Raw genomic sequence first — 25,789 nt, forward strand, 5'->3', positions numbered from 1 at the left:
GCCGCCAGAACGCCAGGGACCGTCGCCTGTGATTCCCAACGACATCAAGATCACGCCGCAGCTCGTGGCCGAGCATGGCCTGAAGCCGGACGAGTATCAGCGCTTCCTGCATCTGATCGGGCGCGAGCCCTCGATCACGGAACTCGGCATCGTCTCGGCGATGTGGAACGAGCACTGCTCTTACAAATCCTCGAAGATCCATCTCAAGACCCTGCCGACCAAGGCGCCCTGGGTGATCCAGGGGCCGGGCGAGAATGCCGGTGTGATCGACATCGGCGACGGTCTGGCGATCGTCTTCAAGATGGAGAGCCACAACCACCCGTCCTTCATCGAGCCCTATCAGGGCGCGACGACGGGCGTCGGCGGCATCCTGCGCGATGTCTTCACCATGGGTGCGCGGCCGATCGCGGTGCTGGATGCGCTGCGCTTCGGCTCGCCGGACCATCCGCGCACGCGCCATCTGGTCTCGGGCGTCGTCGCCGGCGTCGGCGGCTACGGCAATTCCTTCGGCGTGCCCAATGTGGGCGGCCTGACTGGGTTCCACAGCCGCTATGACGGCAACAACTTGGTCAACGCCATGGCGGTCGGCATCGCCCGCGCCGACGAGATCTTCTACGCCAAGGCCTCGGGCGTGGGGAAGGCGATCGTCTATCTCGGCTCCAAGACCGGCCGCGACGGCATCCATGGCGCGACCATGGCGTCGGCCGCCTTCGGCGAGGGCGCCGAGGAGAAGCGCCCGACCGTGCAGGTCGGCGACCCCTTCGCCGAGAAGCTGCTGCTCGAAGCCTGCCTCGAGATCATGGCGGCGGGCCATGTCGATGCGATCCAGGACATGGGCGCGGCCGGCCTGACCTGCTCGGCCGTCGAGATGGGCGCCAAGGGCGATCTCGGCGTCGAACTCAATCTCGATGCCGTGCCCTGCCGCGAGGACGGCATGAGCGCCTATGAGATGATGCTGTCGGAAAGCCAGGAGCGCATGCTCATGGTGATCAAGCCCGGCCACGAGGAGCCGGCCGAGGCAATTTTCAAGAAGTGGGGGCTGGATTTCGCCGTCGTCGGCCATACCACCGACAATCTGCGCTTCGTCGTGAAGCACCAGGGCGAGACCATGGCCGATCTGCCGATCAAGGAACTCGGCGACGAGGCGCCCGAATATGACCGGCCCTGGATCGAGACGCCGCCGCAGCAGCGGATCGCGCCGGAGAGCGTCGAAGCGCCTCTGACCAACACGCAGGCACTGTTGAAGCTGATCGGCTCGCCCGATCTATGCTCGAAGCGCTGGGTCTGGGAGCAGTACGATACCCTGATCCTCGGCAATTCCGTCGTGACGCCGGGCGGCGATGCCGGGCTGATCCGGATCGAGGACGGGCCGAAGGGGCTCGCCATGACCGCCGACGTCAACCCGCGCTATTGCGAGGCAGACCCGTTCGAGGGCGGCAAGCAGGCGGTCGCCGAGGCCTGGCGCAACCTGACGGCGACAGGCGCGATGCCGCTCGCCGTGACCGACAACCTGAACTTCGGCAATCCGGAGCGGCCCGAAGTGATGGGCCAGCTCGTCGGCTGCATCCGCGGCATCGGCGAGGCCTGCCGGGCGCTCGATTTCCCCGTCGTCTCGGGCAATGTCTCGCTCTACAACGAGACCAATGGCGTTTCGATCCTGCCGACCCCGACCATTGGCGGCGTCGGCCTGCTGGCCGACGTGACGAAGCATGCGACGATTGCCTTCAAGGCCGAGGGCGAGACGATCATCCTGATCGGCGAAACGCAGGGCTGGCTCGGCCAGTCGGCCTATCTCGCGACGGTCTGCGGCCGCGAGGCGGGTGCGCCGCCGCCGGTGGATCTTTCGGTCGAGCGCCGCAACGGCGATTTCGTCCGCGGCCTGATTACGGCGCAGCGGGTCAGCGCCTGCCACGATCTGTCGGATGGCGGGCTTGCGGTGGCGCTGGCCGAGATGGCGATGGCGGGCGGTGTCGGCGCGGTGGTCGAGCGGCTGCCGGCCGGGCCGGTCCATGCCGTGCTCTTCGGCGAGGACCAGGCGCGTTATCTCGTGACCGTGCCGAAGGCGGCGGCCGAGGCCGTCCTCTCCGAAGCAAAGGCTGCCGGCGTGCCGGCCCTGACGCTCGGCGATACGGCGGCCGGAGCGCTCACCCTGCCTGGCGAGGCCGCGATCCCGCTGGCGGATTTGCGCCAGGCGCATGAAGCCTGGTTGCCCGCCTATATGGCCGGCAAGGCCGCCTGAGGAGAGATGCCATGGCGATGGATGCGCACGACATCGAGGCGATGATCAAGGCGGCGTTGCCGGACGCGGTCGTCGAGATCAAGGACCTCGCCGGTGACGGCGACCATTATGCGGCGACGGTCACCTCGGCGGCTTTCGCGGGCAAGAGCCGGGTGCAGCAGCACCAGATGGTCTATGCCGCGCTGAAAGGGAATATGGGGGGCGTGCTGCACGCCCTTGCGCTGACGACCGGGGTTCCCCAAGATTAGGGCATCATATCCACGGAGGCTGTAATGCCTGCCGACACGCTTTATGAGGACGACATCGTCACCTGGGCCGAACAGCAGGCGCAGGCGATCCGCGATCTCGTGCGCTCACGGCCCGAATTGTCGAACACGATCGACTGGGAGAACATCGCCGAGGAGATCGAGACCTTGGGACGCAGCGAGTGGAAAGCCGTGGCGTCGAAACTTCGGGTGGCGCTGGAGCATATGCTGAAAGCCTATTGCGACCCCAATGCCTTGTCATGCCGGGTCTGGGAAGGCGAGACGAACCGCGCCCTCGTCGAGGCGCGCGAAGATTTTCGGCCATCGATGCGTCAGTATCTCGATATGCAGGCGATCTGGTCCAGTGCTTTCAGGTTTGCGACGGATTCGCTGCGGCCCTATGGAGTCCGGATTCCGCCCGGCCTTCCGAAAGAAAGTCCCTTCGGGCTCGACGAGCTTCTCAACGACAGGTTCGCGTATCAAAACGGCTTGGAAACGTTGGACCGGCTGTTTCCATCCAACCACTGACATTCAAAGGACAGCCTCAATGACCGACGTCAACGCCCGTATCGAGTCCGAAGTGAAGTCCGCCGACGTGGTGCTCTTCATGAAGGGCACGCCGCAATTCCCGATGTGCGGTTTCTCCGGCCAGGTCGTGCAAATCCTCAGCTACATCGGCGCGCCCTTCAAGGGCGTCAACGTGCTGGAGGACCAGGAGATCCGTGAGGGCATCAAGGCCTATTCCAACTGGCCGACGATCCCGCAGCTCTACGTCAAGGGCGAGTTCGTCGGCGGCTGCGACATCACCCGCGAGATGTTCCAGGCCGGCGAATTGCAGGCGCTCTTCGAGGAGAAGGGCATCACCGTGAAGCAGGCGAGTTGAGCTTCGCGCCCGCGCGGCGGGCTCACGCGGCCGCGCATTCCGGATGAGGTTTCAAGACCCGCTCTTTCGAGGGCGGGTTTTTTGCGAGCTTGCCTGCGGGCCGGACCGGGCGGAGGACGAGTTCGCCGCCGCAGTTCGGGCAGGCGCCCTTGAAGCGGGTGTCCGCGCAATCGGCGCAGAAGGTGCATTCGAAGGAACAGATCAGCGCGTCGCGTGCCTCGGGCGGCAGATCGCGGTCGCAGCATTCGCAGTTCGGGCGCAGTTGCAGCATGGCGGCTTCCTCAATGTCGGCCAAGCATGCCGCTGCGGTGGCGGCTTTGCCAATGCAAGCTGCTGATGATCGCCATCACTTCACCAGCAGCCAGTCATCGACCACGAGGGCGTCGAGTCCGCTCGTATAGAACATCAGGATCGCGTCCTCGGCCGTGTGCAGGATCGGCTTGCCCATGATGTTGAAGGAGGTGTTCAGGATCACCGGCACGCCGGTCAGGGCGTGAAAGGCGCAGATCAGCGCGTGATAGCGCGGGTTGCGCTCGGGCGTGACGCTCTGCAGGCGCCCCGTGCCGTCCTCGTGGACCACGGCCGGAACGTGATGGCGCACCGCCTCCTTCCAGACCAGGGTGCGCTCCATATAGGGCGCGTCCTGGTAGGCCTCGAACCAGGCCGGCCCATGCTCGGCCAGGATCGACGGCGCGAAGGGGCGAAAGGCCTCGCGATACTTGACCTTGGCGTTGAGGATGTCCTTGGCGTCGGCCGGGCGCGGATCGGCGAGGATCGAGCGATTGCCCAGCGCGCGGGGGCCGAATTCGGCGCGGCCCTGCACCCAGCCGATCAGCTTGCCCTCGGTCAGCAGCTTCGCCGTGACGGGGGCGATCTCGCCGGGCGCAAGCCGGCGCAGGCGCGGTTCCCAGGCCTGCATCCGTTCGAGCGCTTCGGTCGAGACGCCCGAGCCGAGATAGGGCGAGAGCGGTCCCTTGGGGGCACGCCAGTCCGGGTTGGCCTCGGCATGAGCGAGCCAGGCGGCGCCGATCGCATTGCCGTCATCGGCCGGGGCCGAGGGCACGAAAACCTCCCCGAAGCCGTGGCGGCCGGCAATTTTGCCATTGAAGGATGAGTTCAGCGCGCAGCCGCCGGCGAGGACGAGATTGGCGGACGGTACCCGCGCAGCGGTCTCGGAGAGCAAGGCCTCCATCATCTCGGCGAAGACGTCCTGCCCGCAGCGGGCAAGGTCGGCCCAGCCCTGGTCGAGCGCCTCGGCCGGGCGCAGGCGCAGGATCTCGGCCGAGACCTCGCGCACGACATCCGTCGTGGCGAAGGAGAGCTTGTGGCCCTCGATGCGGTAGAGCCGTCGCAGCAGCGCCATCAGGCGCTCGTCGCGGCGGCCATAGGGCGCCAGCCCCATGATCTTCCATTCCTCGCCCTTGGCCTGGTCGAAGCCGGCGAGGTCGGTGACGAGGCCGAAATAGAAGCCGATCGATTCGCGGCCGCGATGGCGCTTCACTTCGCGGATGCGGCGGCCTTCCAATGCGTAGATCGCAGAGGCGCCGGTCTCGCCCATGCCGTCGACGACGAGGCAGGCCGCATCCGTGAAGGGCGAGGACCAGCAGGCATAGGCCGCGTGGCTGAGATGGTGGCCGTAGCGCTTCAACCCCATGACGTTGGCCCGACCGAAGGCGCGGTCGAGGCCGAGCAGCGTGCCGATGCCGGCGCGCTGCTGGCCCTGATGCAAGGAAGCGATCAGCGCGCGTTCGGTGCGCTCGGGCACCAGCGAGCGGTTCAGTTCGGGCGAGAGCTTGAGCAGGGCATCGAGCGAAAAAGAGCCGGTGCGGCTCATCTGGTCGAGGAAGCCGGTGAAATCCTCGCCCCAGCTCGTCGCGATCCGGACCTCGGCCTCTCGGGGGACAAAGCGCTTCAGCAGTGCTTCCATCCGGGGCGCTGGGTCCGGTTCGCAGTTGGGCGCGCGCTTGTATTGCAGGTGCCGCTCCGTCGCCTCGGCGAAGAGCACGCCGCCATCGGGGCCGATGATCGCGACAGCAGGGTCGTGAAAGGTGGTGGCAAGGCCTATCGTATACGTCATGGCGGGCACCGTAGGGGTAGAGACCTTGCCGAGGCAACATGCCCCGCAGGGCTCCAGGGCAAACGCGCCGGCGCTGCGGATGTTGCGGGCGTGGACAATTTCGATGGCTCGCGCCGTCACCCCGAAAGCTGGTCGCGGCGCAATTCCTCCAGGATCGAGAGCCTTCCAAGTGCCTGTTTGAGGTCCGCCACATGCGCCTTGCCGAGGAGCGCGGGCGCGACGCGGTTCGACGGGGCGAGGCCCGCGGCGATATCGGCGAGCTGCTGGCGCAGGATGCAGTCGAGGATCAGCGCATGGTCCCGGTCGATCGTGGCGAGGTCCTGCGTCGCCCCGCTTCCAAGGCCCGCCACCGCTTCCAGCCGCGCCTGCGTCGGACGGTGAGGCACGCCGTGGTGCAGGGCGAGAAGCCGCGCCGTGGTGACGATATCCTTCAGGCCCGTCCGCTTGAGGTCGATGCGGCCGTCCTCGTCGGTGCGAAGCCCGCCAAAGAGACCGAGCCCGGCAGCGGGCGGGCCGGCATTCTCGGCGAGCAGTTTCAGAAAGGCGGTCTGGCCGCGCGCGGCTGCCCAGGCATCGCGCCAGAGCCGTTCGGCCATGGCCCGGTCGCCATGCACGGCCTGGAAATCGAAGACGATGTCGACGCTGAGGAGGTCTTTCGGGTTCGAGCGGCCGAGCCATTGGGCAATGCGGCTGCGCCAGGTTGCGACCGAGCCGCGGAAGTCCGGCTCCGAGGCCATGACGCCGCCCTTGCACAGCGGCACGCCGATTTCGTCGAGGATCGCGGCCATGCGGCTGCCGAGGCGCGCGAACCACCTGTCCTCCTCGCCACCCGGTTCCCCGTCCGCGAAGACCAGCGCATTGTCCTGGTCCATGGCGAGCAGGCTCTCGCCCCGCCCGGCCGAGCCGAGGACCAGCACGACATAGGCGCAGGGCGGGGGGGCGGCGCCGTCGGCCCTCAGTTCTGCCTCGGCGAGGATCGCCGCCCGGCGTGTGAGGGCGCCGACCTCGCGGGCGATGACCGCCGCGATCATCCGGGCCGGCACATCCTCCGCCAGCAGGGCGCGCGCCATCAGCGGCAGCCTGGCCCAGATCTGGCCGAGGGCTGGGATGTCCGGAGCGGTGTCGATATCGTCGCCGAGAGCGACGGCCGTGCTCGCGCGCAATTGCAGTAGCTTGAGCGGCGTGACGACCCCGACGACGTGGTCGTGCTCGTCCGTCACCGCGAGGTGGCGGATGTTGCGCGAACTCATCCGCCCGATGGCGCGGTAGAGGAAGGCATCGGCTGGAACGGCGACGACGGGGCGCGAGGCGAAGCGCACCGCCGACATGGCCAGCGCCCCGGCACCATGGCGCGCCATGGCCCGGAGCACGTCGCGTTCGGTCAGGATCGCCGTTCCGCCGGGGCTGGCATCGGCGTGCCCGAGAAAGACCGAGCTGAGGCGCTCACCCGCCATGACGGTCAGGACCTCGGAGATCGGGGTCGCGTCGGGGAGGATGACGGGGTTGGCGCGCATCACGTCGCGCACGCGGTGGCGATAGGGATAGCTGTCGAGCTTCGGCAGCGGGTCGCCCTCATGTGCCGGCGCCTGCAGCTCCCAGGCGGGCGGCACCGCCCCGGCCATGGCGTCGGCGATGCGGCGGCTGGCGGAGATGGCCTCGCCGACGGTGCGGATGCCCCTGTCGCGCAGGCGCGGCGCGAGCGCGAGGAAGACGAGCCCCGCGGCCATCGCGTCACCGAGGGCGCGATGCCGCTGCTGCGGAGCGATCTCGAGCCAGGCCCCAAGCGCCTCGAGCGAATAGGAGGGAAGGCCGGGCTCCGCCAACTGGGCGAGCAGGCGGACATCGAGGGCGATGGGCCTGACGAAGCGCTGGCCCAGCCGCTCGGCCTCGCGGGCCAGCATGGCGATGTCGAATCCGACGGTATGGCCGATCAGGATGCGGCCTTCGATGAAGGCCATGAGCCCGGGATGCAACACCTCGAAGGAGGGCGCTCCGGCGAGGGCCGTGCCGTCGATGCCGTGGACAGCCCAGGCGCTGGCCGGAATCTCGGCATCGCAGGCGATCAGGCTCTGGAAGGCGTTGTGCCGGTCGAGGCGGCCGCCGTCGAGATGGATCGCCGCGATCTCGATCATCCGTGCGCGCCGGATGTCGAGGCCGGTGGTCTCGGCGTCGAGCGCGACGCCGCGGATCGCGAAAAGCGGCGTGGCCTGCAGCAGCTTCGGCATGCGGTTGTCCCCGCCCTTTGCGAAGCAACCTAATGGCAGGCCCGAGGGCTGGCCAGAGACCTTTCGGCGAAGAGCCGGGCCGGCATGTTGCCGTTACGGGCGCTTCAGCGCTGCCCCGATCAGCGCCTTGGCGTCGTCGCTCGCCCAGTCGGCCGGGCCCTGGAGGATCGCGAGTTCGCAGCCCTCAGTATCGATGATCAGGCTGACCGGCATGCCCTCGACCTTGCGGGCGGCGCGCAGGTCCTGGAAGACCTTGGCCTGCGGGTCGGCGTAATAGGGCAGGGCAGCGATCTTGCGATCGGCCAGCCAGGCCTTCGGCTTGTCGAGGTTGCGGGTGTCGATGTTGATGGCGACCACCGCGAAGCCGGGGCCACCGAGCGCCGCCTGCAGCGCGTCGAGTGCCGGCATCTCCTTGAGGCAGGGCGGGCACCATGTCGCCCAGAGATTGACCAGCAGCGTGCGACCCTTGAAGGCCGACAGCGAGGTCGGCGTCCCGTCGGGGCCGTGGAAGGCGAGGTCCGGCGTCGGCATCGGCGTGGTATTGACCTGCACGGCGGCGACCTCACCGCGTGCGAGCGGCGCCATCCGTGCCGCTGTCGTGCGGGCAGCACTGCAAGAACCGGAATTGCCGGCATTGCCCGCGACGGAGTAGAAGGCCGCGACGCCGGCGACAGCGACGAGGGCAAGCGCTCCGAAGGCGGCGAAGATTTTCGATCGTGACGTCATCGCGCGTCCTCAAAGCAGGAAAGACCGTCGTGAGCAATCGCATGTGGGGTGGACGTTTCGCCACGGGTCCCGACGCCATCATGGAGGAGATCAACGCCTCCATCGATTTCGACCAGCGCCTTTGGCGACAGGACATCCGCGGCTCGCTCGCCCATGCAGCGATGCTGGGCGAGACCGGCATCCTGACGAAGCAGGATGTGGCCGCGATCAGCGCCGGGCTCAAGCAGGTCGAGGCCGATATCGAGGCCGGCAGCTTCACGTTCTCGCGCGCGCTCGAGGACGTCCACATGAACGTCGAGAGCAGCCTGAAGGATCGGATCGGCGCTGCCGCCGGGCGTCTCCACACCGGCCGCTCGCGCAACGACCAGGTCGCGACGGACATGAAGCTGTGGGTGCGCGACACGCTCGACCAGCTCGACGAGCAGATGGCCGACCTCCAGCTCGCGCTGGCCGAAAAGGCGGAGGCCCATGCCGGCTCGGTGATGCCGGGCTTCACCCATCTCCAGTCGGCGCAGCCCGTCACCTTCGGCCATCATCTGCTGGCCTATGTCGAGATGCTCGGTCGCGACCGCGGACGTGTCCGCGACGCGCGCGCCCGGCTGAACGAAAGCCCGCTCGGGGCGGCTGCGCTCGCCGGCACCTCCTTCCCGATCGACCGCGAGATGACGGCGAAGGCGCTGGGCTTCGATCGCCCGACCGCGAACTCGCTCGATTCGGTCTCGGATCGCGATTTCGTGCTGGAGACGCTGGCGGCGGCTTCCATCTGCGCGATGCATCTGTCGCGGCTGGCCGAGGAGATCGTGCTCTGGGCGACGCCGCAATTCGGCTTCGTGCGCCTCTCGGACGCCTTCTCGACCGGGTCCTCGATCATGCCGCAGAAGCGCAATCCGGACGCGGCGGAACTGGTGCGCGGCAAGGCGGGGCGCGTCTTCGGGACGCTGCAGTCGATGCTGACGATGATGAAGGGCCTGCCGCTGACCTATTCCAAGGACATGCAGGAGGACAAGGAAGGCACGTTCGACGCGCTGCAGACGCTGTCGCTGTGCCTTGCAGCCATGGCGGGCATGGTGCGCGACATGCAGCCCGACCTGAAGGTGATGAAGAAGGCCGCCGGCATGGGCTACGCGACGGCGACCGACCTCGCCGACTGGCTGGTGCGCGTGCTGAAGATGCCGTTCCGCGACGCCCATCACGCCACCGCCCGGCTGGTCGGTCTCGCCTCTGACAGGAAGATCGGGCTGGAGAAGCTGTCGCTGGCCGAGATGCAGGCGGTCGAGCCGCAGATCACGGAGGCCGTCTTCGCCGTGCTCGGCGTCGAGCAGTCGGTGAAGAGCCGCGTCAGCTATGGCGGGACCGCGCCGGCGAATGTCCGCCGCCAGGCGAAGCGCTGGCTGAAGAAGCTTGCGAAGGGCTGAGGATCGTCATGCCCGGGCTCGACCCGGGCATCTCCTGAAAGAGATTCTCGGGCTCGCGCTGCGCGTTGCCCGAGAATGACGGCCGCCAAAGCCTCGCATCTGCCGTCATCCTTCGCTACACTCTCCGCCACGCTTCGCCCAAGGGTTCGCTTACGTGCTGCACTCCCGCCTGAAACTCGGCCGCGCCGTCCTCGTCGCGGGCCTGCTTGCACTCGCGCTCGGGGCCTGTGGCCGCAAGGGTCCCCTCGAGGCACCGCCGAATGCCACAGGTGCCATCGACCTGCCGGATTCGCAGATCGGTGCGTCCGAGAAGGAGGCGGATTCGCTGACGCAGAGCTCGATTCTCGCCAAGCCGGTCAAGCCCAATCGTGCGATCGTCGTGCCGGAAAAGCCTTTCGTGCTCGACGCGATCCTCTAAGAGCATCCGATGCATCATTTCAGTTATCGCGACGGCTCCCTCTTCGCGGAGGACGTCGATCTGCGCCGGATCGCGGCGGAGGTCGGCACGCCGGTCTATGTCTATTCCTCGGCGACGATCGAGCGGCACTACAGGCTGTTTGCGGCAGCGGTGAAAGGGGCTGCGCCCAAGGGGCAGGCGCATGTCTTTTACGCCATGAAGGCCAACGGCAATCTCGGCGTGCTGAAGACGCTGGCTTCGCTCGGCGCGGGCGCCGACACCGTTTCGGAGGGCGAGGTGCGCAAGGCGCTCGCCGCCGGCTTCCCGCCGGAGCGGATCGTCTTTTCCGGCGTCGGCAAAAGCGAGCACGAGTTGCGCTTCGCAGTCGAGGCCGGCATCTATCAGGTCAATATCGAATCCGAGGGCGAACTCGACCTGCTGTCGCGGGTCGCGGCGTCGCTGGGCAAGCGCCAGGAGGCGGTGTTCCGCGTCAATCCCGATATCGGCGCCGGGGGCCACGCCAAGATCACCACGGGTTCGTCCGAGAACAAGTTCGGGGTCTCCTTCGAGGAAGTCGGGCGGCTCTACAGCCGCGCGGCGAATATGCCGGGCGTCCGGATGATGGGGCTCGCCGTGCATATCGGCAGCCAGATTCGCGAAACGGAGTCCTACGAGGCCGCCTATACCAAGATGGCGGCGCTGGTCGGGGCGCTGCGCGGCGAAGGCCATCGCGTCGACCGGCTCGACCTCGGCGGCGGCCTCGGTATCCCCTACGACATCCCCAAGGATTTCGATCACGGCCCGAGCCTGATCGAGGCTTATGCGGCGATGGTCGGGCGCGTCACCAAGGGGCTCGATGTCGAGCTGGGCTTCGAGCCGGGACGCCTGATCGTCGGCAATGCCGGCATCCTGCTGACGCGGGTGCTGCATCTCAATCCGCGCCCGACCAAGCAGTTCCTCGTCGTCGACGCGGCGATGAACGATCTCGTGCGGCCGGCGATGTACGAGGCCTATCACGAGATCTGGCCGGTGTCGGAGCCGGAAGCCGGGGCAGCCGAGGTGGCCTATGACGTGGTCGGGCCGATCTGCGAATCGGGCGATACCTTCACCGTGGGCCGTGTCCTGCCCGCGCTGCGGCCAGACGACCTGATCGTTTTCATGACCGCCGGGGCCTATGGCGCCAGCATGTCCTCGACCTACAACCAGCGCCTGCTGGTGGCGGAAGTGCTGGTGAAGGGCGCGGAATATGCGGTGACGCGGCCGCGCCAGAGCTATGAGGAGCTGCTCGGCACGGATCGTGCACCGCCCTGGCTGGCCTGAATTCGCGTTCACGAAACGTCGAGCAGGCCGCATGTGACCGGCTTCGCTCTGGCCTTGCCACATTCCCGTGCTAGCGTCGGGACGCGGCAGATGTCCAGGCGGAGATTTCCCAGCGGCATTGGGGGCGGCTCGGAGCGACGGCATGAATGAGGCGCAGCGCCGCAAGGCGCCGGATCGGATCGAAGGCGTGCGGCAGCGGCTGGCTCGCCTCGCCATGGCGTCGCGGGTCTCGCTGGGCTGGGAGCGCCTCTGGCCCCGTCTCTGGCTCCCCGTCGCGGTTCTGCTGAGTTTCCTCGCCGTTTCGTGGTTCGGCCTCTGGACGCATCTGCCCTGGCAGGGGCGCGCGATCGGGCTCGTGCTGTTCCTGGCGGCGCTCGCCGCGAGCCTCTGGCATGTCGTGATGATGACCCTGCCGACGCATCGCGATGCGCTGGCACGGCTCGACCAGTCGCTCGAGGGTGGGCATCGCCCGGCCTCCGCGCTGGAGGACAGTCTCGCGGTCGGCGCCAAGGACCCCGTCTCGCAGGCGCTCTGGGCCTTGCATGTCGAGCGTCAGAGCGCGCGCATTGCCGGCCTCCGCGTCGCTGCGCCGCAGCCGCGCATGGCGGGGCGGGACCGTTACGCGCTGCGCGCCGTGCCGCTGCTGGCTGCCGTCACCGCCGTCTTCGTCGCTGGCCATGAGGCCGTGCCGCGGTTGCGCGCCGCCTTCGACTGGCGCGGGCCGTCGCTGCCGGCGCCCGCGGTCCGGGTCGACGCCTGGATCGATCCGCCGTCCTATACGCGGCTGCCGCCGATATTGATCGACTTCGCCCGTCTGGCGAGCCCGCAGATCAACGCGCCCGAGAAGTCGACGATCGTCGTCCGTATCGCCGGCAAGACCGCGATGGATGTCGCGACGACAGGGCGGCTCGATGTGTTGCCTCCCGCCGAGGCCAAAACGGCGGACGGCAAGCCGACAGCGGTTGCCAAGCCGGCGGCCGGCGACGTCCCGGCCGTGCTGGAGAAGCGCTATACGCTCGTCGGCAATGGTACGCTGCGGCTGACCGGGGGCGGCGCGCCGGGCACGATGCTGTCGATCACCGCGATCGCCGACCAGCCGCCGCAGGCCAGTTTCATCGAGCCGCCCAAGCCTGTCACCGGCGCGCAGCCCGGCGGACTCTCGATTTCCTATCGCGCCAAGGACGATTACGGCCTCGCTTCGGTGGAGGCGGTCGTCGAGCGCAGCGGGCCGCCCTCGACCGGGCGTTCGCTGGTCGAGGCTCCGAAACAGAACCTCAGCGTGCCGTCCTCGCCGGACGGCGAGGAGGAGATGAAGAGCACCGTCGATTTCTCGGCCCATCCCTGGGCCGGTGCCCGGGTCAGGATGACGCTGGTGGCGCGCGACGAGGCCGGTCAGGAGGGCCGCAGCGAGGCCGTCGAGGTCGTCCTGCCGCAGCGGACCTTCGCCAAGCCGCTGCCCAAGGCCCTTGTCGAGCAGCGCCGCAAGCTCGTCATGGATGTCGATGACCGGCGCAAGGTGCAGCTTGCCATGGACGCGCTGCTGATCGAGCCCGACCTCTTCATGAAGGAGACCGGCGTCTATCTCGGCATGCGCATGATCAACGAGCGGCTGCGCCGGGCTTCCAGCGACGACCAGCTGCGCGAGGTCGCCGAGCTGATGTGGGCGCTGGCGCTCCAGCTCGAGGATGGCGACCTGTCCGATGCCGAACGGGCCCTGCGGGCGGCGCAGGAGAATTTGCAGCAGGCGCTGGAGCGCGGTGCGTCCGAGGAGGAGATCAAGAAGCTCACCGAGGAGATGCGCCGGGCACTCGACCAGTTCATGCGCCAGCTTGCCGAGCAGATGCAGCGACAGCAGCAGAACGCCGACCCCAACCAGATGTCGCAGCTGCCGGAGAACTTCCGATCGGTGACGCCACGCGACCTGCAGAACATGCTCAACCGCATCGAGGAGCTGTCGAAGCGCGGTGACATGGCCGAGGCGCAGCGCCTGATGGAAGAGCTCAACCAGATGCTCAACAATCTCCAGATGGCGCGCCCCGGCCAGCAGGACCCGCGCCAGCGCGAGATGAACCAGGCGCTGTCCGATCTCGACCGGATGACGCGCGAGCAGCAGGGGCTGCGCGACGAGACCTTCCAGCAGGAGCAGCAGCGCCAGAACCGGACGCAGCGCGGCCAGCGCCCCGGCCAGCAGCAGGCCCGCCCGGGCCAGCAAGGCCAGCGTCAGCAGGGGCAGCGCGGCCAGCAGGGCCAGCGCGGTCAGCAGCCGGGCCAGCAGCCCGGCGACCAGGGCGAGGACGGCGAGGAGGGCGAAGGCCAGCAGGGCCAGAACGGCCAAGGCGGGCAGGGCGGACAGAGCCTGGCGCAGCGCCAGCAGCAGTTGCGCGAGCGGCTGCAGGATCTGCAGCGGCGGATGCGCGGCATGGGCGCGCCGCAGCAGGGCGAACTCGGCGAAGCCGAGGACGCGATGGGCGAGGCCGGCGAGCAGCTCGGCCAGGGCCAGGGCGAAGGCGCGCTCGACGCCCAGGGCCGCGCGCTTGAGGCCTTGCGCAAGGGCGGACAGAACCTCGCCCAGCAGATGCAGGGCCAGCCCGGCGAGGGCGGCGAGCCCGGCGAGGGTGCCTTCGGCGAACCCGACGGGCAGCCGGCGGGACGGCCCTCGGCGCAGCAGCGCGGCCGCGAAGACCCTCTCGGCCGGCCGCAGCGCCAGCGCGACTGGGCCGATGGCCGCGTGCGCGTGCCGGGTGCCGACGAGAGCGCCACGCAGCGCGCGCGCCGCATCCTCGAAGAGTTGCGCCGCCGGCTCGGCGACCCGTCGCGCCCGATGGAAGAGCTCGATTATCTGGAGCGGCTGCTCCGGCGGAACTGAGCGGCGCTATGTATCCGGAAAGGCGCGGGGAACCCTCTCCCATAGGGAGAGGGCAGGGTGAGGGGTCGGCCGTTGGACGGTTTGCCGTGACCGTCGCCGCTGTTTTGTTACTATTCCTGCACCTAACTGGTCGAGGGGCCGACCCCTCACCCCTGCCCCTCTCCCTACGGGAGAGGGGTTCCCCGCGCTCTTATGTCGAGGGTGAGCGCTTTTCGTAGCTCGCCACCAACGCGCCGGCCATGATCAGCACACAGGAAATGGCCAGCAGCCAGCTCGGCTGGGCATAGCCCGCCAGCACCAGCACGATCGTCGAGAGGACCGGCGCGGCATAGGAGGCGACGCCCAGCAGCGCGACGTCGCCCTGCTTCATGCCGATGTCCCAGACCACGAAGGCGAGCCCGATCGAGCCCAGCCCCAAGCCCAGCACGCCTGCCCATTCGATCGCGCTCAGCTCCCACAGCGTCGTCTCGAAGGCGAGGTGGCAGGCGAAGGCGGGAATCGCGCAGCCGAGCATGGTGATGCAGAGGCTTTCCGAGGGTACCGTGGCGAAGCGGCGAGAGACCACGGAATAGCTCGCCCAGACGAAGGCGCCGAGTGCCGCCAGCAGATGGCCGGGCGCCAGCCCTGACCCTGAGCCGAGTCCGCCCGATACCAGCAGTGCGGTCGCGGCGAGGCCGATCAGCGCGCCGATCAGATGCCGAAGCTTCAGCCTGCCGCCCGGCAGCAGGGCGGCGAAGAGCACGATCAGCAGCGGCCAGAGATAATGGATCAGATTGGCTTCGGCGGCTGGCGCGGTCTTCACCGCAGCATAATAGAGCGCGGTGTCGCCGAAGGGGCCATAGAGCCCCAGCATGAAGGAGGCCGGCGTCGGCCGGATGCGCGCGAGCTGGCCGCGCGTAGCCGTGATGGCGAGGATCAGCAGACCGCCGATGACGAAGGTCATGCCGACGAGCTGGAAGGGCGGCACGCGGCCGCTCATCGCGGTGAACAGCGCCAGCGTCGACCAGAGCAGGATGGCGAGAGCGCCGATGCAGGTGGCGGTGCGGGAGGTCATGGAACGGGTTGTGGCGGGGCGAAAGCGCAGGAAGTGGGTGGCCTCGATAGCAGGCCTCGCGCCGATTGCAGCGGGCTTTTTGATGTCCGGGCCGGTTTTGTCGCATCGCAGCACGGCTTTCACGCCATGGATGCCATGATCTGGACGCCGTGCCGCGGCATTGACCGCGATGGAGCGAAGGATCAAGCGTCCCGGCCATGACAACGCTATCGCTGCCGGCCACCGAGCGCCGCCCCCTGATCCCGATCCTGGTCGCACTCAGCGTCGCGCATCTGCTGAACGACCTGCTTCAGTCGATGATCCCGGCGCTCTATCCGCTGATCAAGGAGACCTACCGGCTCGATTTCGTCCAGATCGGCCTGATCACGCTGGCCTTCCAGGTGACGTCGTCGCTGCTGCAGCCGCTGCTCGGCTATCTCACCGACAAGCGGCCCTGGCCCTATGCGATGGTCGCCGGCATGGGCGCGACGCTGGTCGGGCTGCTGACACTCGCCTATGCCGCGAGCTATGGGATGGTGCTGCTGGCTGCGGCGCTGGTCGGGCTCGGCTCGGCGGTGTTCCATCCTGAGGCGACGCGGATGGCGCGCCATGCCGCCGCCGGCCGTCAGGGGCTGGCGCAGGGGCTGTTCCAGGTCGGTGGCCATGCCGGCTACGCGATCGGCCCGCTGCTGGCGGCGGCGATTGTGGTGCCGCGCGGGCAGGCGAGCCTGGCCTGGTTCTCGATCGTCGTGCTGGTCGCGATGATGCTGATGTCCTGGACTGCTTCGCGCTACAGCGCCTTTCGGCGCAGCCAGGCGAAGGGGCATGGCGACGACGTCGCTACGCACGGCCTGTCGCGCGGACGCGTACTGTTTGCGATGACGATCCTGATCCTGCTGCTGGTCTCGAAGAACGGCTACAACGCCGCTTTCACCTCGTATTACACCTTCTACCTGATGACGCGGTTCGAGATCACCGTGCAGCTCTCGCAGATCATGCTGTTCCTCTATCTCGCGGTCAGCACCTTCGGCGTCATCATCGGCGGCATGGTCGGCGACCGGATCGGCCGCGACCGGGTGATCTGGCTTTCCATCGTAGGGTCTTTGCCATTCGCACTTCTGCTGCCCCATGCCGACCTGTTCTGGACCGGCGTGCTCAGCGTGATCATCAGCTTCGTCATGGCGAGCGCCTTCTCGGCGATCCTGATCTACGCGATCGACCTCGTGCCGCATCGCGTCGGTCTCGTCGGCGGGCTGTTCTACGGGCTCTCCTTCGGGCTCGCCGGCGTCGCGGCGGCGGTGCTCGGCGCTCTGGCCGACCGCATCGGCATCGTCGAGGTGTTCGCGATCACCGCCTGGCTGCCGGCGCTGGGGCTGCTGACCTTCCTGCTGCCGAAGGCGGCACGGCGGAGCTGAAAGCGGCCCCGCTCCATCGACGGACGCACTCAGCCCATATTTTGCACCTAGCGATCCTGCTTGATCTGGCCGTCACCCGGCGGCCGCTTGCGCAGGAGGCACGCCGTGCTGGTCCAGATCGGGACGCTCATCGCCGCAACCAGCCTGGTGCAGCTCGCCAACGGCTTCTTCAACACCTTCCTGTCGCTGCGACTGACCACCGAGAATTTCGGACCGACGGCGACGGGCATCGTTCTCAGCGCCTACTTCGTCGGCTTCACCATCGGGGCCGTCGGCTGCGGCAACGTGATCCAGCGCATCGGCCATATCCGCGCCTATGCGGCCTTTGCCGGGCTCGTCGTCGTCGGCGTCGCGCTGATGCCGCTCTTCGTCTCGCCCGCCGCCTGGATCGCCTGCCGCATGGCGATGGGCGTCGGCTGCGTCGGCCTGTTCATCACGACCGAGAGCTGGCTCAACGCCAAGGCCGAGCCCAGCCAGCGCGGCCGCGTCTTCTCGACCTATATGGTCGGCACCTTCCTGGCGCTGGCAGTCGGGCAGCTCGTCATCGCCAGGCTCGCCATCGAATCGGCCGCGGCGTTCCATGTCGTCGGCGCGCTCTTCGCGCTGGCGCTGGTGATGGTCTGCACGACGCGCGCCGAGGCGCCGAGCCTCGTCTCCGACGCCGGCGCGCTGCGCTATGGCGAGCTGACGCGGCATGCGCCGGTGGCGGTCGCCGGCTGCGTCGTCAGCGGCGTCATCAGCAGTGCATTCTATGCGCTGGTTCCGGCCTGGATGCTGAGCAACGGCATCCAGCAAGGGACGATCGCGCTGTTCATGTTGGTCGCGGTGCTCGGCGGGCTGGCGCTGCAGGTGCCGGTCGGGCGCCTGTCGGACCGGAACGATCGCCGGCTGGTGCTGGCGGGGCTCGCGGTCGGTTTCGCCGCGGCCGCCGTGCTGCTGGTGCTGCTGCCGGCGCGGTTGGCCGCGGTCCTGCCGGTCGCGGCCCTGCTCGGCGGCTTCATGTCGACGCTCTATCCGGTCTGCGTCGCGCATGCCTTCGACCGGATGCCGTCCGACCGCGTGGTCGCCGTCGCCGGCAGGCTGATCCTGGTCAGCGGCTTCGGCTCGGCGCTGGGGCCGATTCTCGGCGCGGCCATCATGGCGCGCTTCGACATCAACGGCCTGCTCTATTTCATGGCGCTGATGACGCTGCTGCTGGCGGCCATCGCCGGCCTGCGAATCCGGGTGCGGCAGGCGGCGGAGCGGGTCGAGCGCCCCTTCGACATCATTGACCCGATGACGGCGCCGATCTCGCAGGAGCCGGAGGCGACCGCGGAGGACGGAACCCCGCGGCCGGCAGTCGCGTGACGATCAGGCCATGTACTGGCCGCCATTGACCGCGAAGGTTGCCCCCGTTGCGAACGCCCCCTGCTCAGAGGCGAGGAAAACCACCATCGCGGCGATCTCCTCAGGCTTGCCGAGGCGTCCCACCGGGATGCCGGCGACGACGCGCTTGAGCGCCTCTTCCGGCATGGCCGCGACCATGTCGGTGCCGATATAACCCGGCGTGATCGCGTTGACCGTGATACCCTTGTTGGCGTTCTCCTGAGCCAGCGCCTTGACGAAACCGATGTCGCCGGCCTTGGCGGCGGAGTAGTTGACCTGGCCCATCTGGCCCTTCTGGCCGTTGATCGAGGAGATCACGATGATGCGGCCGAAGGTGCGGGCGCGCATGCCCTCGATCACCGGCCGCGTCATGTTGAACAGCGAATCGAGATTGGTGCGGATGACGTCCGACCAATGCTCCTTGGTCATCTTGTGGAAGAAGCCGTCGCGGGTGATGCCGGCATTGTTGACGAGAATGTCGATCGGCCCGAGTTCGGCCTCGACCTTGGCGATCCCGGCTGCGCAGGCGTCGTAATCGCCGACATCCCATTTGAACACCGGAATGCCGGTTTCGGCCTGGAACTTGGCAGCGGCCTCGTCATTGCCGGCATAGCTGGCCGCAACCTTGTGGCCGGCCTCCTGCAGGGCCCGGCTGATTGCCGCCCCGATGCCGCGCGTTCCCCCCGTGACCAGTGCCACCTTCGTCATGTTTCGTCCCTCCTCATGGCGGCGTTAGCGCCGCGCTTTGGCACCGGACCGAAAAATGGAGTGCACTTTTCGGAGAAATCCGATGCGATTGCAAAGTGATAGATCGCCGTTGCCGCGTCCGGACGGCCGCGTGGCAATCTATTGTTCCGACAGCTTCAGATCGGGCGTGTAGGGCCCGTCGATGTCCTTGATGATGGCCTGGCCGCAGATGACGCGGCCCGCGGCCGCGTCGAAGGCAAGGGTCGGGTGGCCGTACAAAACCCAGCCCTGGCTCAGGGCCGCCGAGACCCGATGGCAGAAGGAGGCGTCATCGGGGCCGGTCAAATAGCGGTAGAGCGTCGTCTGACGCGCCATGCCGGTCTCAGCGCTCCAGCGCCATGGCGACACCCATGCCGCCGCCGATGCAGAGCGTGGCGAGGCCCTTCTTGGCGTCGCGCTTGCCCATTTCGTGCAGCAGCGTCACCAGAACGCGCGCGCCGGACGCGCCGATCGGATGGCCGATCGCGATCGCGCCGCCATTGACGTTGACGATGCCGGGGTTCCAGCCGAGGTCCTTGTTGACCGCCAGCGCCTGCGCGGCGAAGGCCTCGTTGGCCTCGACGAGGTCGAGATCGGCAATCTTCCAGCCGGCCTTCTCCAGCGCCTTGCGCGTCGCGGGAATGGGCCCCGAGCCCATGATCGCCGGGTCGACGCCGGCGGTGGCCCAGGAGGCGATGCGGGCGAGCGGCGTCAGGCCACGCTTCGCGGCCTCCTTGGCGGTCATCACGACCAGCGCCGCGGCGCCGTCATTGATGCCCGAGGCGTTGCCGGCCGTCACCGTGCCGTCCTTCGAGAAGGCCGGGCGCAGCTTGGCCATGGCCTCGACCGTCGCGCCATGGCGGGGATATTCGTCAGTGTCGACGACGATGTCGCCCTTGCGGGTCGAGACGGTGAAGGGGACGATCTCGTCCTTGAAGCGCCCGGCCTTCTGGGCGGCCTCGGCCTTGTTCTGCGAACCGACGGCGAAAGCGTCCTGCTCCTCGCGGCTGATCTGCCATTTGGTCGCGACGTTCTCAGCGGTCGTGCCCATGTGGTAGCCGTGGAAGGCATCCCAGAGGCCATCCTTGATCATCGTGTCGATGAACTTCAGGTCACCCATCTTGGTGCCGTTGCGCAGATGCGCAGCATGCTGCGACATCGACATCGATTCCTGGCCGCCGGCGACGATGATGTCGGCATCGCCATTGGCGATCTGCTGCAGACCGATGGCGACGGTGCGCAGGCCGGAGCCGCAGAGCTGGTTCAGGCCCCAGGCGGTCGCCTCCTGGGGGATGCCGGCCGCCATCGCGGCCTGGCGGGCGGGGTTCTGGCCGTGACCGGCGGTCAGGATCTGGCCCATGATGACCTCGTCGACCTCGCCGGCCTCGACCTTGGCGCGGACCAGCGCCTCCTTGATCGCGGCGGCGCCCAGTTCATGGGCGGGGGTGTTGGCGAAGGCGCCGTTGAAGGCGCCGACCGCCGTGCGCGCCGCGCTGACGATCACGATATCCGTATCGGCCATGGGGGAAATCCTCGCTGTTGCCGCGACGGCCGGATCCGCGCCGGACGTCTTGTTCGAGGGGCACCTTCGAAGCCCGTCGCCCCGCCGTCAAGTGAGCCGAAAGAGATGGCTGCGTCGCCGGGGGCAAGGAGAGCAAATTTGAGTTGCCGCAAAGACGGGCAATCGCCGTCATGCTTTAGTCTCGTTTTTGCGCTGCGCGCTCAAAAAACTTGCGACGGGCTGCCGAGCGGCTACCATCGCTGTCGGGAAGACCGTCAGCCCGGCCGTCGCGCGATCTTCGCGGGAGGGTACGGGCCAACGTGATGCAGGATTCTGATGGCCAGCGACAAAGAACCGACCGTCATCAAGAAGTACGCCAATCGCCGTCTCTACCACACGGGCACGAGTTCCTATGTGACACTGGAGGATCTGGCCGGCCTCGTCCGCGGCGGCGAGGATTTCGTTGTCTACGACGCGAAGTCGGGTGAAGACATCACCCGCTCGGTGCTGGCGCAGATCATCTTCGACGAGGAGGCCAAGGACGGGCAGAACCTGCTGCCGATCGCCTTCCTGCGCCAGCTCATCCGCTTCTATGGCGACAGCATGCAGGCCCTGGTGCCGCGCTATCTCGAATTCTCGATGGACAACCTGACCAAGGACCAGGGTCAGTTCCGCGAGCAGATGGCGAAGACCTTCGCGGGCAGCGCCTTCGGCGGCGGGGCACTGGATGCGATCCAGGCGCAGACGCGGGCCAACATGACGATGTTCACCGATGCCTTCCGGATGTTCAACCCCTTCGCCGCGGCGGCTGCCGCGAAGGCGCAGGAGGAGAACGCGGCCGGTGGCGCGGCCAAGGGCGACGATCTCGGCGATCTCAAGCGCGAGCTGAGCGAGATGCGCGACCGGCTGGACAAGCTGTCGAAGGCGAAGTGAGGGCGGCGGCCAGCTTCTAGCCGGCGGCGACGACTCTGGCCTTCGCGCCCGTCGCCGGCCACAGCTCCGCCTTCCCCAGCAGGTGCCCCTGGAGATAGGTGACGCCCCAATCGGCGAGCATCGTCGCCTGGAGTTCGTCATCGACCCATTCGGCGACGGTCTCGACGTCGAGATGGCGCGCGAGGTCGATCAGGGTGCGCACATAGAAGCGGTCGTCGGTCGAGCGACGCAGGTTCTGCGTGAAGGTGCCGTCGATCTTCAGCACGTCGATCGGGAAGGCGCGCAGGTGCCGCAGCGAGGTGTGGCCCGCGCCGAAATCGTCGATCGCGATGCGCGCGCCGCGACTCTTGATCTGCCCGAGCAGCTTGGCGACCCGGGCGGGATTGTCGATCGTCGCAGTCTCGGTGACCTCCACGATCAGGCGCTCGGCGATGCCGCGCGCCGCGCTGGTGCAGGCGAGGAAAGCGTCCAGCCATTCCGGATCGGCGAGCGAGCGTGGCGAGACATTGATCGAGAGCGTCATTGCGGGCTGGCTGGCCAGCAGCTCGACCGCGAGTTCGAGCACGCGATGGTCGAAGAGCCGCACGAGACCGCGCCGCTCGAGCATCGGAATCAGCTCAGCCGTCGCGAAGAAAGCCCCTTCCTTGCCGAGCCCGACCCGCAGCAGAGCCTCATGGAAGCGGACCTCGCGCGACTTGGCCGCGACGATCGGCTGCAGCGCGAGCTCGATGCGTCTCTCGTTGAGTGCGGCCAGAGCGCGGACATCGAAGCCGGTGTGGCTGTCGAGCGGCTCGCGGCTCTCCTGCCGGCGGGCGATCACGGCGGCGTCGGCGGAGCCGGCCTTGGCGCCGGACAGCGCATTCTCGGCGGCTGAAAGCAGCGTGCCGGCATGGCTCGAAAGATCGGGCGCGACAGCGGCGCCGACGCGCAGCCGCACCAGGGCGATGCCGCGCGCGGTCTCGATCGCGGCCTGTGCCACCGCCTTGCTGAAGCGGCGTGCCGCGGCCTCGACCTGGCTATGCGGGCAGCCGGTCAGCAGGATGGCGAAGCGGTTGCCGGAGTAACGCACGAGATGGTCGCGCCGGCGGGTCACCGAGCGCAGCCTGTCCTGCACCACGCCGATGATCTCGTCGGTCGCCTCGTGGCCGAAATCATCGTTCAGCCTGGCGAGTTCGTCGATCGCCGCGACCAGCACGACGATGGGGCGCTCGGCCGGGAGATGCTCGGAGAGCGCGGAGGCGATGCGTTCGAGCAGGGCGGACCGATCGCCCAGTTCCCCGGTCTGCGCGACGAGTTCGTCCGGTCGCACCGGGCGCTCCAGCCTGAGCATGCCGCGCGCGCAGGCCGGGCGCCCATCGGTGCCGGCGAACCAGCGGCCGGCATCCTCGACCCACATCCGGCGGCCGGCGAGATCGGCGGCGTAGCGCGTGCGATAGATCACGCCCTCGCCCTGGTCGTGGCCGCTTGAGGAGAACACGGCATCGTAGCGGCTGCGGCCGCTGCCCGGCTCGACCAGCCCGGCAAAGCCGAGCCCGCGGGCGAGCGCACCCTGGGGAATCGGCCCCAGCACGTCGCCGGCATTCGGGCCCCAGGTGAGGGCATCGCTCTGGATGTCCCAGCTGTAGACGACCTCGCCGATCGAGGAGAGCAGGTTGCGCGGATCCACGCGGCCGTCGTCACGAGAATTGAAGATCGACGGCACGGGCATCGCGAGGCGGCCTCGATGGAACAGGACGCCCGGCGGCGGGAACCGTGCCGGACCGTCCGGTCGGGACGGATGGAAAATGTTCCGAAACGATGCAATGAGCACGCTTAATGCACCGTTAAGTCTGGCCGGCCGATTGCAACTTTGCCTTCCGACGCTGAGTCTCGCGTCTCGGAGTGGCACATGTCGGATTCGGCATCTCGGGAGCAGGTCGGCGAGCGCGCGGCGGCGGGTTCTGCAATCCTGCTGCTGCAACTGGCGGCGAGCCAGGCCGAGATCGGCCCCTTCGCCCGCCGCGAACGCGAGACGCCGCAGGCGGCGGCGAGGCTCTATCGCGCCGCCGCGACGCGGGTGCGCATCGGCGGGTTGATGCGCGCCTGAGCGTGCGGAGAACCGTCCCGGGTCAGGCCGGTGCTGGGTTTCGCGCAACACGACGTTCAGCTCAAAGAAAAAGCCGGCCTCGCGGCCGGCTTGTTTCATTCGCGTCCGACGCAAGGGCCCCCTCAGGACCCGGGGCGAATCACGCTTCGGTCTTGGCCTTCAGCACCTGGCGACCGCGATACATGCCCGACTTCAGGTCGACATGGTGCGGGCGGCGCAGTTCGCCGGAGTTCTTGTCTTCGATATAGGTGGGCTGCTTCAGCGCGTCGGCCGAGCGGCGCATGCCACGCTTCGACGGCGACGTTTTTCTCTTCGGAACGGCCATGATACTCTCCATCGTGCCGCCGCTCGGAAGCGCTGCCATCAAGGCCACGCCACCGCCACGACGACGGATCAATCTCGTGAGGCGTTGCCCATACACGCTGCGGCGATGGATGGCTAGAGCATTGCGCGAAAAAGTGGGAGCCGGTTTTTCGCAGGAGCAACGCTCTGAGGTGATTCACTGCTGAATCGCGTTCGACGCATCATCCGGTCGAATAGGCTAGCCCGGCACGGCGCAATCGCCCAGCGACCCCAACTGCCCGACGCGGCGCTGGACCCGGCCTGCGGCGGCCTGCAGGCCCCGGCTCGGCCTCGCCGGGTTGCGGAGGATCGGGTTGGGCAACGCGCCGGCGAGCCGCGCTGCCTCGGCGGCGGTCAGGCGCGAGGCCGGCTTGCCGAAATAGCGCTGGGCCGCGGCTTCCGCGCCGAACAGGCCGTCGCCCCATTCGGCGACGTTGAGATAGACCTCCATGATCCGCTGCTTCGGCCAGGCGAGGTCGATCGCCATCGCGAGCGGAATCTCCAGCGCCTTGCGAGCATAAGAGCGTCCGGGCCAGAGGAAGACGTTCTTGGCGGTCTGCATGGTCAGGGTCGAGGCGCCGCGCGAGGGGCCGTCCTCGTCCTCCAGCACCGCATTGAGCTCGATCCAATCGACGCCGCGATGGCTGCAGAAGCGCTGGTCCTCGGCGGCGATCACAGCCCGCGCAAGGGCCGGCGAGATCGCGGTGAGCGGCACCCATTGGCGCTCGACGGGCTGGAGCGTCAGCCAGCGGCCGAGCATCAGCGTCGAGGGCACGGGCACGATACGGTAGAGGACGAGGCCGAGAATCAGCGCCGCGAGCAGCGCCAGCGCAGCAAGCACGATCCAGCGCAGGGCGCGGGCCAACAGGCCCCGCCGCGTGGTCGCCCGCTCTGTCGCCATTGCTGTCATCCCCCCAAGGCTTGACGGTTCGGTCCTGCTCCGGCAAGTCCCGGCCGCTCCGGCCCTGTTCCTCTCCGGAATCGGCCGCCGGTCAGCGAACGCGAGGCCCCCGCATGAGTTCCGCCCCGTCTTGCGATGGTGATGCCCGCCATGGCGATGATGACCTCGCTTCGCGGCTGGCGCAAACCGCCACCGAGATCGAGACCCTGCTGGATGGGCTGCTCGTCGGCGAGGTGCGCGAGGGCGAGATCGTCCGTCCGGCCCGGCTGCTCGCCGCCATGCGCCATGGCGCGCTCGGCGGCGGCAAGAGGCTTCGGCCCTTCCTGACCGTCGAGACGGCCCGGCTGTTCGGCATAGCGGCCGGTCAGGCGCTGCGAGCGGGCGCCGCGGTCGAACTCGTCCATTGCTATTCGCTGGTGCATGACGACCTGCCGGCGATGGACGACGACGACACCCGCCGGGGCCGACCGACCGTGCACAGGGCCTATGACGAGGCGACCGCGATGCTGGCCGGCGACACGCTGCTGACGCTTGCCTTCGAGGTCCTGGCCGACCCTGCGACCCATCCCACCGGCGAGGTCCGCGCCGCCATGGTGCTGGCGCTCGCCCGCGCCTCGGGGCTCGGCGGCATGGCCGGCGGCCAGATGCTCGACCTCGCGGCGGAGGGACGCTTCGACGATGGTGCTGCCGCAACGCTTTCCGATGCCGAGATTCGCCGTCTGCAAGCGATGAAGACCGGCGCGCTGCTGGCGGCGAGTGTCGAGATCGGCGCGCTGCTCGGCGGAGCCTCGGTCGCCCAGCGTGGGGCGCTGGCGGCTTACGGGCGGGCGCTCGGCGCCGCCTTCCAGGTCGCCGACGACATTCTCGACGTCGAGGCGAGCCCGGAGCAGCTCGGCAAGGCCACCGCCAAGGATCAGGACAGGGGCAAGGCGACGCTGGTGCAGGCGCTGGGGCTCTCGGAGGCCAAGCGCGAGCGGGATCGTCTCAGTTCCGAGGCTGTCGCGGCGCTGGAGGGGTTCGGCGCCGAGGCCGACGTATTGCGCGCGGCGGCGCGGTTTGCGGCCGAGCGGAGGAGCTGAGCTGAGGGGCGTGGT

General features: G+C 68.3%; 24 protein-coding genes. 13 read left to right on the plus strand and 11 right to left on the minus strand.

The genetic code is table 11. The features are described from left to right. Window positions 1–28: 28 nt before the first annotated feature. From purL to grxD, 4 genes are read left to right on the plus strand one after another with little or no spacing between them, the layout of a single operon-like run. Window positions 29–2,239: a phosphoribosylformylglycinamidine synthase subunit PurL gene (purL, locus tag C8D03_RS13565; protein WP_108046794.1), complete on the plus strand. Its 2,211-nt coding sequence runs from the start codon at window positions 29–31 to the stop codon at window positions 2,237–2,239. An 11-nt stretch (window positions 2,240–2,250) separates the two neighbouring features. After that, window positions 2,251–2,487: a BolA family protein gene (locus C8D03_RS13570; RefSeq protein WP_108046796.1), complete on the plus strand. Its 237-nt coding sequence runs from the start codon at window positions 2,251–2,253 to the stop codon at window positions 2,485–2,487. Between the two features lie 24 nt (window positions 2,488–2,511). After that, on the plus strand, window positions 2,512–3,012 hold the full coding sequence (locus C8D03_RS13575) for a DUF29 domain-containing protein (protein WP_108046798.1): 501 nt from the start codon (window positions 2,512–2,514) through the stop codon (window positions 3,010–3,012). Window positions 3,013–3,031: 19 nt separating this feature from the next. After that, window positions 3,032–3,367, plus strand: coding sequence for a Grx4 family monothiol glutaredoxin (gene grxD, locus C8D03_RS13580; RefSeq protein ID WP_108046800.1), 336 nt, complete (start codon window positions 3,032–3,034; stop codon window positions 3,365–3,367). A gap of 22 nt (window positions 3,368–3,389) precedes the next feature. Here the strand turns inward: grxD and C8D03_RS13585 are convergent, their stop codons facing one another. From C8D03_RS13585 to tlpA, 4 genes are all read right to left on the minus strand, one after another. Beyond that, on the minus strand, window positions 3,390–3,638 hold the full coding sequence (locus tag C8D03_RS13585; protein WP_108051627.1) for a DUF1272 domain-containing protein: 249 nt from the start codon (window positions 3,636–3,638) through the stop codon (window positions 3,390–3,392). A 75-nt stretch (window positions 3,639–3,713) separates the two neighbouring features. After that, window positions 3,714–5,444 carry a carbamoyltransferase family protein gene (locus tag C8D03_RS13590; protein ID WP_108046802.1) on the minus strand — a complete coding sequence of 577 codons (1,731 nt, stop codon included), beginning with the start codon at window positions 5,442–5,444 and terminating at the stop codon, window positions 3,714–3,716. A 116-nt stretch (window positions 5,445–5,560) separates the two neighbouring features. Continuing rightward, complete coding sequence (locus C8D03_RS13595; protein ID WP_108046804.1) at window positions 5,561–7,669, minus strand: DUF294 nucleotidyltransferase-like domain-containing protein; 2,109 nt, start codon at window positions 7,667–7,669, stop codon at window positions 5,561–5,563. 93 nt (window positions 7,670–7,762) lie between these two features. Beyond that, window positions 7,763–8,395 (minus strand): thiol:disulfide interchange protein TlpA, encoded by a 633-nt coding sequence (gene tlpA / locus C8D03_RS13600; RefSeq protein ID WP_108046806.1) that lies wholly within the window; start codon window positions 8,393–8,395, stop codon window positions 7,763–7,765. Between the two features lie 29 nt (window positions 8,396–8,424). Between tlpA and argH the strand changes: the two genes are divergently transcribed. The 4 genes from argH (at window position 8,425) to C8D03_RS13620 (ending at window position 14,393) form a co-directional block, all read left to right on the plus strand. Continuing rightward, a complete protein-coding gene (argH, locus tag C8D03_RS13605; RefSeq protein ID WP_108046808.1) occupies window positions 8,425–9,810 on the plus strand; it encodes an argininosuccinate lyase in 1,386 nt (461 codons plus the stop codon). A gap of 154 nt (window positions 9,811–9,964) precedes the next feature. Continuing rightward, window positions 9,965–10,228: an LPS translocon maturation chaperone LptM gene (lptM, locus tag C8D03_RS13610; RefSeq protein WP_248308458.1), complete on the plus strand. Its 264-nt coding sequence runs from the start codon at window positions 9,965–9,967 to the stop codon at window positions 10,226–10,228. Between the two features lie 9 nt (window positions 10,229–10,237). Continuing rightward, window positions 10,238–11,527: a diaminopimelate decarboxylase gene (gene lysA, locus C8D03_RS13615; RefSeq protein ID WP_108046810.1), complete on the plus strand. Its 1,290-nt coding sequence runs from the start codon at window positions 10,238–10,240 to the stop codon at window positions 11,525–11,527. A 142-nt stretch (window positions 11,528–11,669) separates the two neighbouring features. Continuing rightward, window positions 11,670–14,393, plus strand: coding sequence for a TIGR02302 family protein (locus tag C8D03_RS13620; RefSeq protein ID WP_108046812.1), 2,724 nt, complete (start codon window positions 11,670–11,672; stop codon window positions 14,391–14,393). Between the two features lie 190 nt (window positions 14,394–14,583). On the opposite strand, the gene yddG is transcribed toward C8D03_RS13620, so the two are convergent. Continuing rightward, the gene (yddG, locus tag C8D03_RS13625; RefSeq protein ID WP_108051631.1) at window positions 14,584–15,447 is read right to left on the minus strand and encodes an aromatic amino acid exporter YddG; all 864 of its coding nucleotides are present in this window, start codon (window positions 15,445–15,447) and stop codon (window positions 14,584–14,586) included. A 197-nt stretch (window positions 15,448–15,644) separates the two neighbouring features. Between yddG and C8D03_RS13630 the strand changes: the two genes are divergently transcribed. Both C8D03_RS13630 and C8D03_RS13635 read left to right on the plus strand, forming a co-directional pair. Then, window positions 15,645–16,841, plus strand: a complete 1,197-nt coding sequence (locus tag C8D03_RS13630) for an MFS transporter (RefSeq protein ID WP_108046814.1) — start codon at window positions 15,645–15,647, stop codon at window positions 16,839–16,841. Between the two features lie 105 nt (window positions 16,842–16,946). After that, the gene (locus tag C8D03_RS13635) at window positions 16,947–18,188 is read left to right on the plus strand and encodes an MFS transporter (RefSeq protein ID WP_108046816.1); all 1,242 of its coding nucleotides are present in this window, start codon (window positions 16,947–16,949) and stop codon (window positions 18,186–18,188) included. 3 nt (window positions 18,189–18,191) lie between these two features. Here the strand turns inward: C8D03_RS13635 and phbB are convergent, their stop codons facing one another. From phbB to C8D03_RS13650, 3 genes are all read right to left on the minus strand, one after another. Further along, window positions 18,192–18,914 (minus strand): acetoacetyl-CoA reductase, encoded by a 723-nt coding sequence (gene phbB / locus C8D03_RS13640; protein WP_108046818.1) that lies wholly within the window; start codon window positions 18,912–18,914, stop codon window positions 18,192–18,194. 138 nt (window positions 18,915–19,052) lie between these two features. Then, window positions 19,053–19,268 (minus strand): DUF1737 domain-containing protein, encoded by a 216-nt coding sequence (locus C8D03_RS13645; protein ID WP_108046820.1) that lies wholly within the window; start codon window positions 19,266–19,268, stop codon window positions 19,053–19,055. A 7-nt stretch (window positions 19,269–19,275) separates the two neighbouring features. Beyond that, window positions 19,276–20,454, minus strand: coding sequence for an acetyl-CoA C-acetyltransferase (locus C8D03_RS13650; RefSeq protein ID WP_108046822.1), 1,179 nt, complete (start codon window positions 20,452–20,454; stop codon window positions 19,276–19,278). Window positions 20,455–20,769: 315 nt separating this feature from the next. Between C8D03_RS13650 and phaR the strand changes: the two genes are divergently transcribed. Further along, entirely contained in the window at window positions 20,770–21,366 is a 597-nt protein-coding gene (gene phaR / locus C8D03_RS13655; RefSeq protein WP_108046824.1) for a polyhydroxyalkanoate synthesis repressor PhaR, read from the plus strand. 16 nt (window positions 21,367–21,382) lie between these two features. On the opposite strand, the gene C8D03_RS13660 is transcribed toward phaR, so the two are convergent. Beyond that, entirely contained in the window at window positions 21,383–23,032 is a 1,650-nt protein-coding gene (locus tag C8D03_RS13660) for a bifunctional diguanylate cyclase/phosphodiesterase (protein ID WP_181300963.1), read from the minus strand. 222 nt (window positions 23,033–23,254) lie between these two features. Here C8D03_RS13660 and C8D03_RS13665 point away from each other — a divergent pair, with 222 nt between their 5' ends. Continuing rightward, window positions 23,255–23,452 carry a hypothetical protein gene (locus C8D03_RS13665; protein ID WP_108046828.1) on the plus strand — a complete coding sequence of 66 codons (198 nt, stop codon included), beginning with the start codon at window positions 23,255–23,257 and terminating at the stop codon, window positions 23,450–23,452. A gap of 139 nt (window positions 23,453–23,591) precedes the next feature. On the opposite strand, the gene rpmF is transcribed toward C8D03_RS13665, so the two are convergent. Continuing rightward, a complete protein-coding gene (rpmF, locus tag C8D03_RS13670; protein ID WP_043233137.1) occupies window positions 23,592–23,777 on the minus strand; it encodes a 50S ribosomal protein L32 in 186 nt (61 codons plus the stop codon). Between the two features lie 216 nt (window positions 23,778–23,993). Continuing rightward, a complete protein-coding gene (gene mtgA, locus C8D03_RS13675) occupies window positions 23,994–24,695 on the minus strand; it encodes a monofunctional biosynthetic peptidoglycan transglycosylase (protein ID WP_248308459.1) in 702 nt (233 codons plus the stop codon). 113 nt (window positions 24,696–24,808) lie between these two features. Between mtgA and C8D03_RS13680 the strand changes: the two genes are divergently transcribed. Beyond that, window positions 24,809–25,774 (plus strand): polyprenyl synthetase family protein, encoded by a 966-nt coding sequence (locus C8D03_RS13680; RefSeq protein ID WP_108046832.1) that lies wholly within the window; start codon window positions 24,809–24,811, stop codon window positions 25,772–25,774. Window positions 25,775–25,789 lie beyond the last annotated feature (15 nt).

Origin of the sequence: Bosea sp. 124 (assembly GCF_003046175.1) — a bacterium.
GTDB lineage: Bacteria > Pseudomonadota > Alphaproteobacteria > Rhizobiales > Beijerinckiaceae > Allobosea.

Coding starts and splice junctions, on each gene's coding strand:
- C8D03_RS13570 (WP_108046796.1), top strand. CDS start 2,251: ATGGCGATGGATGCGCACGACATCGAGGCGATGATCAAGGCGGCGTTG.
- C8D03_RS13575 (WP_108046798.1), top strand. CDS start 2,512: ATGCCTGCCGACACGCTTTATGAGGACGACATCGTCACCTGGGCCGAA.
- grxD (WP_108046800.1), top strand. CDS start 3,032: ATGACCGACGTCAACGCCCGTATCGAGTCCGAAGTGAAGTCCGCCGAC.
- C8D03_RS13585 (WP_108051627.1), bottom strand. CDS start 3,638: ATGCTGCAACTGCGCCCGAACTGCGAATGCTGCGACCGCGATCTGCCG.
- C8D03_RS13590 (WP_108046802.1), bottom strand. CDS start 5,444: ATGACGTATACGATAGGCCTTGCCACCACCTTTCACGACCCTGCTGTC.
- C8D03_RS13595 (WP_108046804.1), bottom strand. CDS start 7,669: ATGCCGAAGCTGCTGCAGGCCACGCCGCTTTTCGCGATCCGCGGCGTC.
- tlpA (WP_108046806.1), bottom strand. CDS start 8,395: ATGACGTCACGATCGAAAATCTTCGCCGCCTTCGGAGCGCTTGCCCTC.
- lysA (WP_108046810.1), top strand. CDS start 10,238: ATGCATCATTTCAGTTATCGCGACGGCTCCCTCTTCGCGGAGGACGTC.
- C8D03_RS13620 (WP_108046812.1), top strand. CDS start 11,670: ATGAATGAGGCGCAGCGCCGCAAGGCGCCGGATCGGATCGAAGGCGTG.
- yddG (WP_108051631.1), bottom strand. CDS start 15,447: ATGACCTCCCGCACCGCCACCTGCATCGGCGCTCTCGCCATCCTGCTC.
- C8D03_RS13630 (WP_108046814.1), top strand. CDS start 15,645: ATGACAACGCTATCGCTGCCGGCCACCGAGCGCCGCCCCCTGATCCCG.
- phbB (WP_108046818.1), bottom strand. CDS start 18,914: ATGACGAAGGTGGCACTGGTCACGGGGGGAACGCGCGGCATCGGGGCG.
- C8D03_RS13645 (WP_108046820.1), bottom strand. CDS start 19,268: ATGGCGCGTCAGACGACGCTCTACCGCTATTTGACCGGCCCCGATGAC.
- C8D03_RS13650 (WP_108046822.1), bottom strand. CDS start 20,454: ATGGCCGATACGGATATCGTGATCGTCAGCGCGGCGCGCACGGCGGTC.
- phaR (WP_108046824.1), top strand. CDS start 20,770: ATGGCCAGCGACAAAGAACCGACCGTCATCAAGAAGTACGCCAATCGC.
- C8D03_RS13665 (WP_108046828.1), top strand. CDS start 23,255: ATGTCGGATTCGGCATCTCGGGAGCAGGTCGGCGAGCGCGCGGCGGCG.
- rpmF (WP_043233137.1), bottom strand. CDS start 23,777: ATGGCCGTTCCGAAGAGAAAAACGTCGCCGTCGAAGCGTGGCATGCGC.
- mtgA (WP_248308459.1), bottom strand. CDS start 24,695: ATGGCGACAGAGCGGGCGACCACGCGGCGGGGCCTGTTGGCCCGCGCC.
- C8D03_RS13680 (WP_108046832.1), top strand. CDS start 24,809: ATGAGTTCCGCCCCGTCTTGCGATGGTGATGCCCGCCATGGCGATGAT.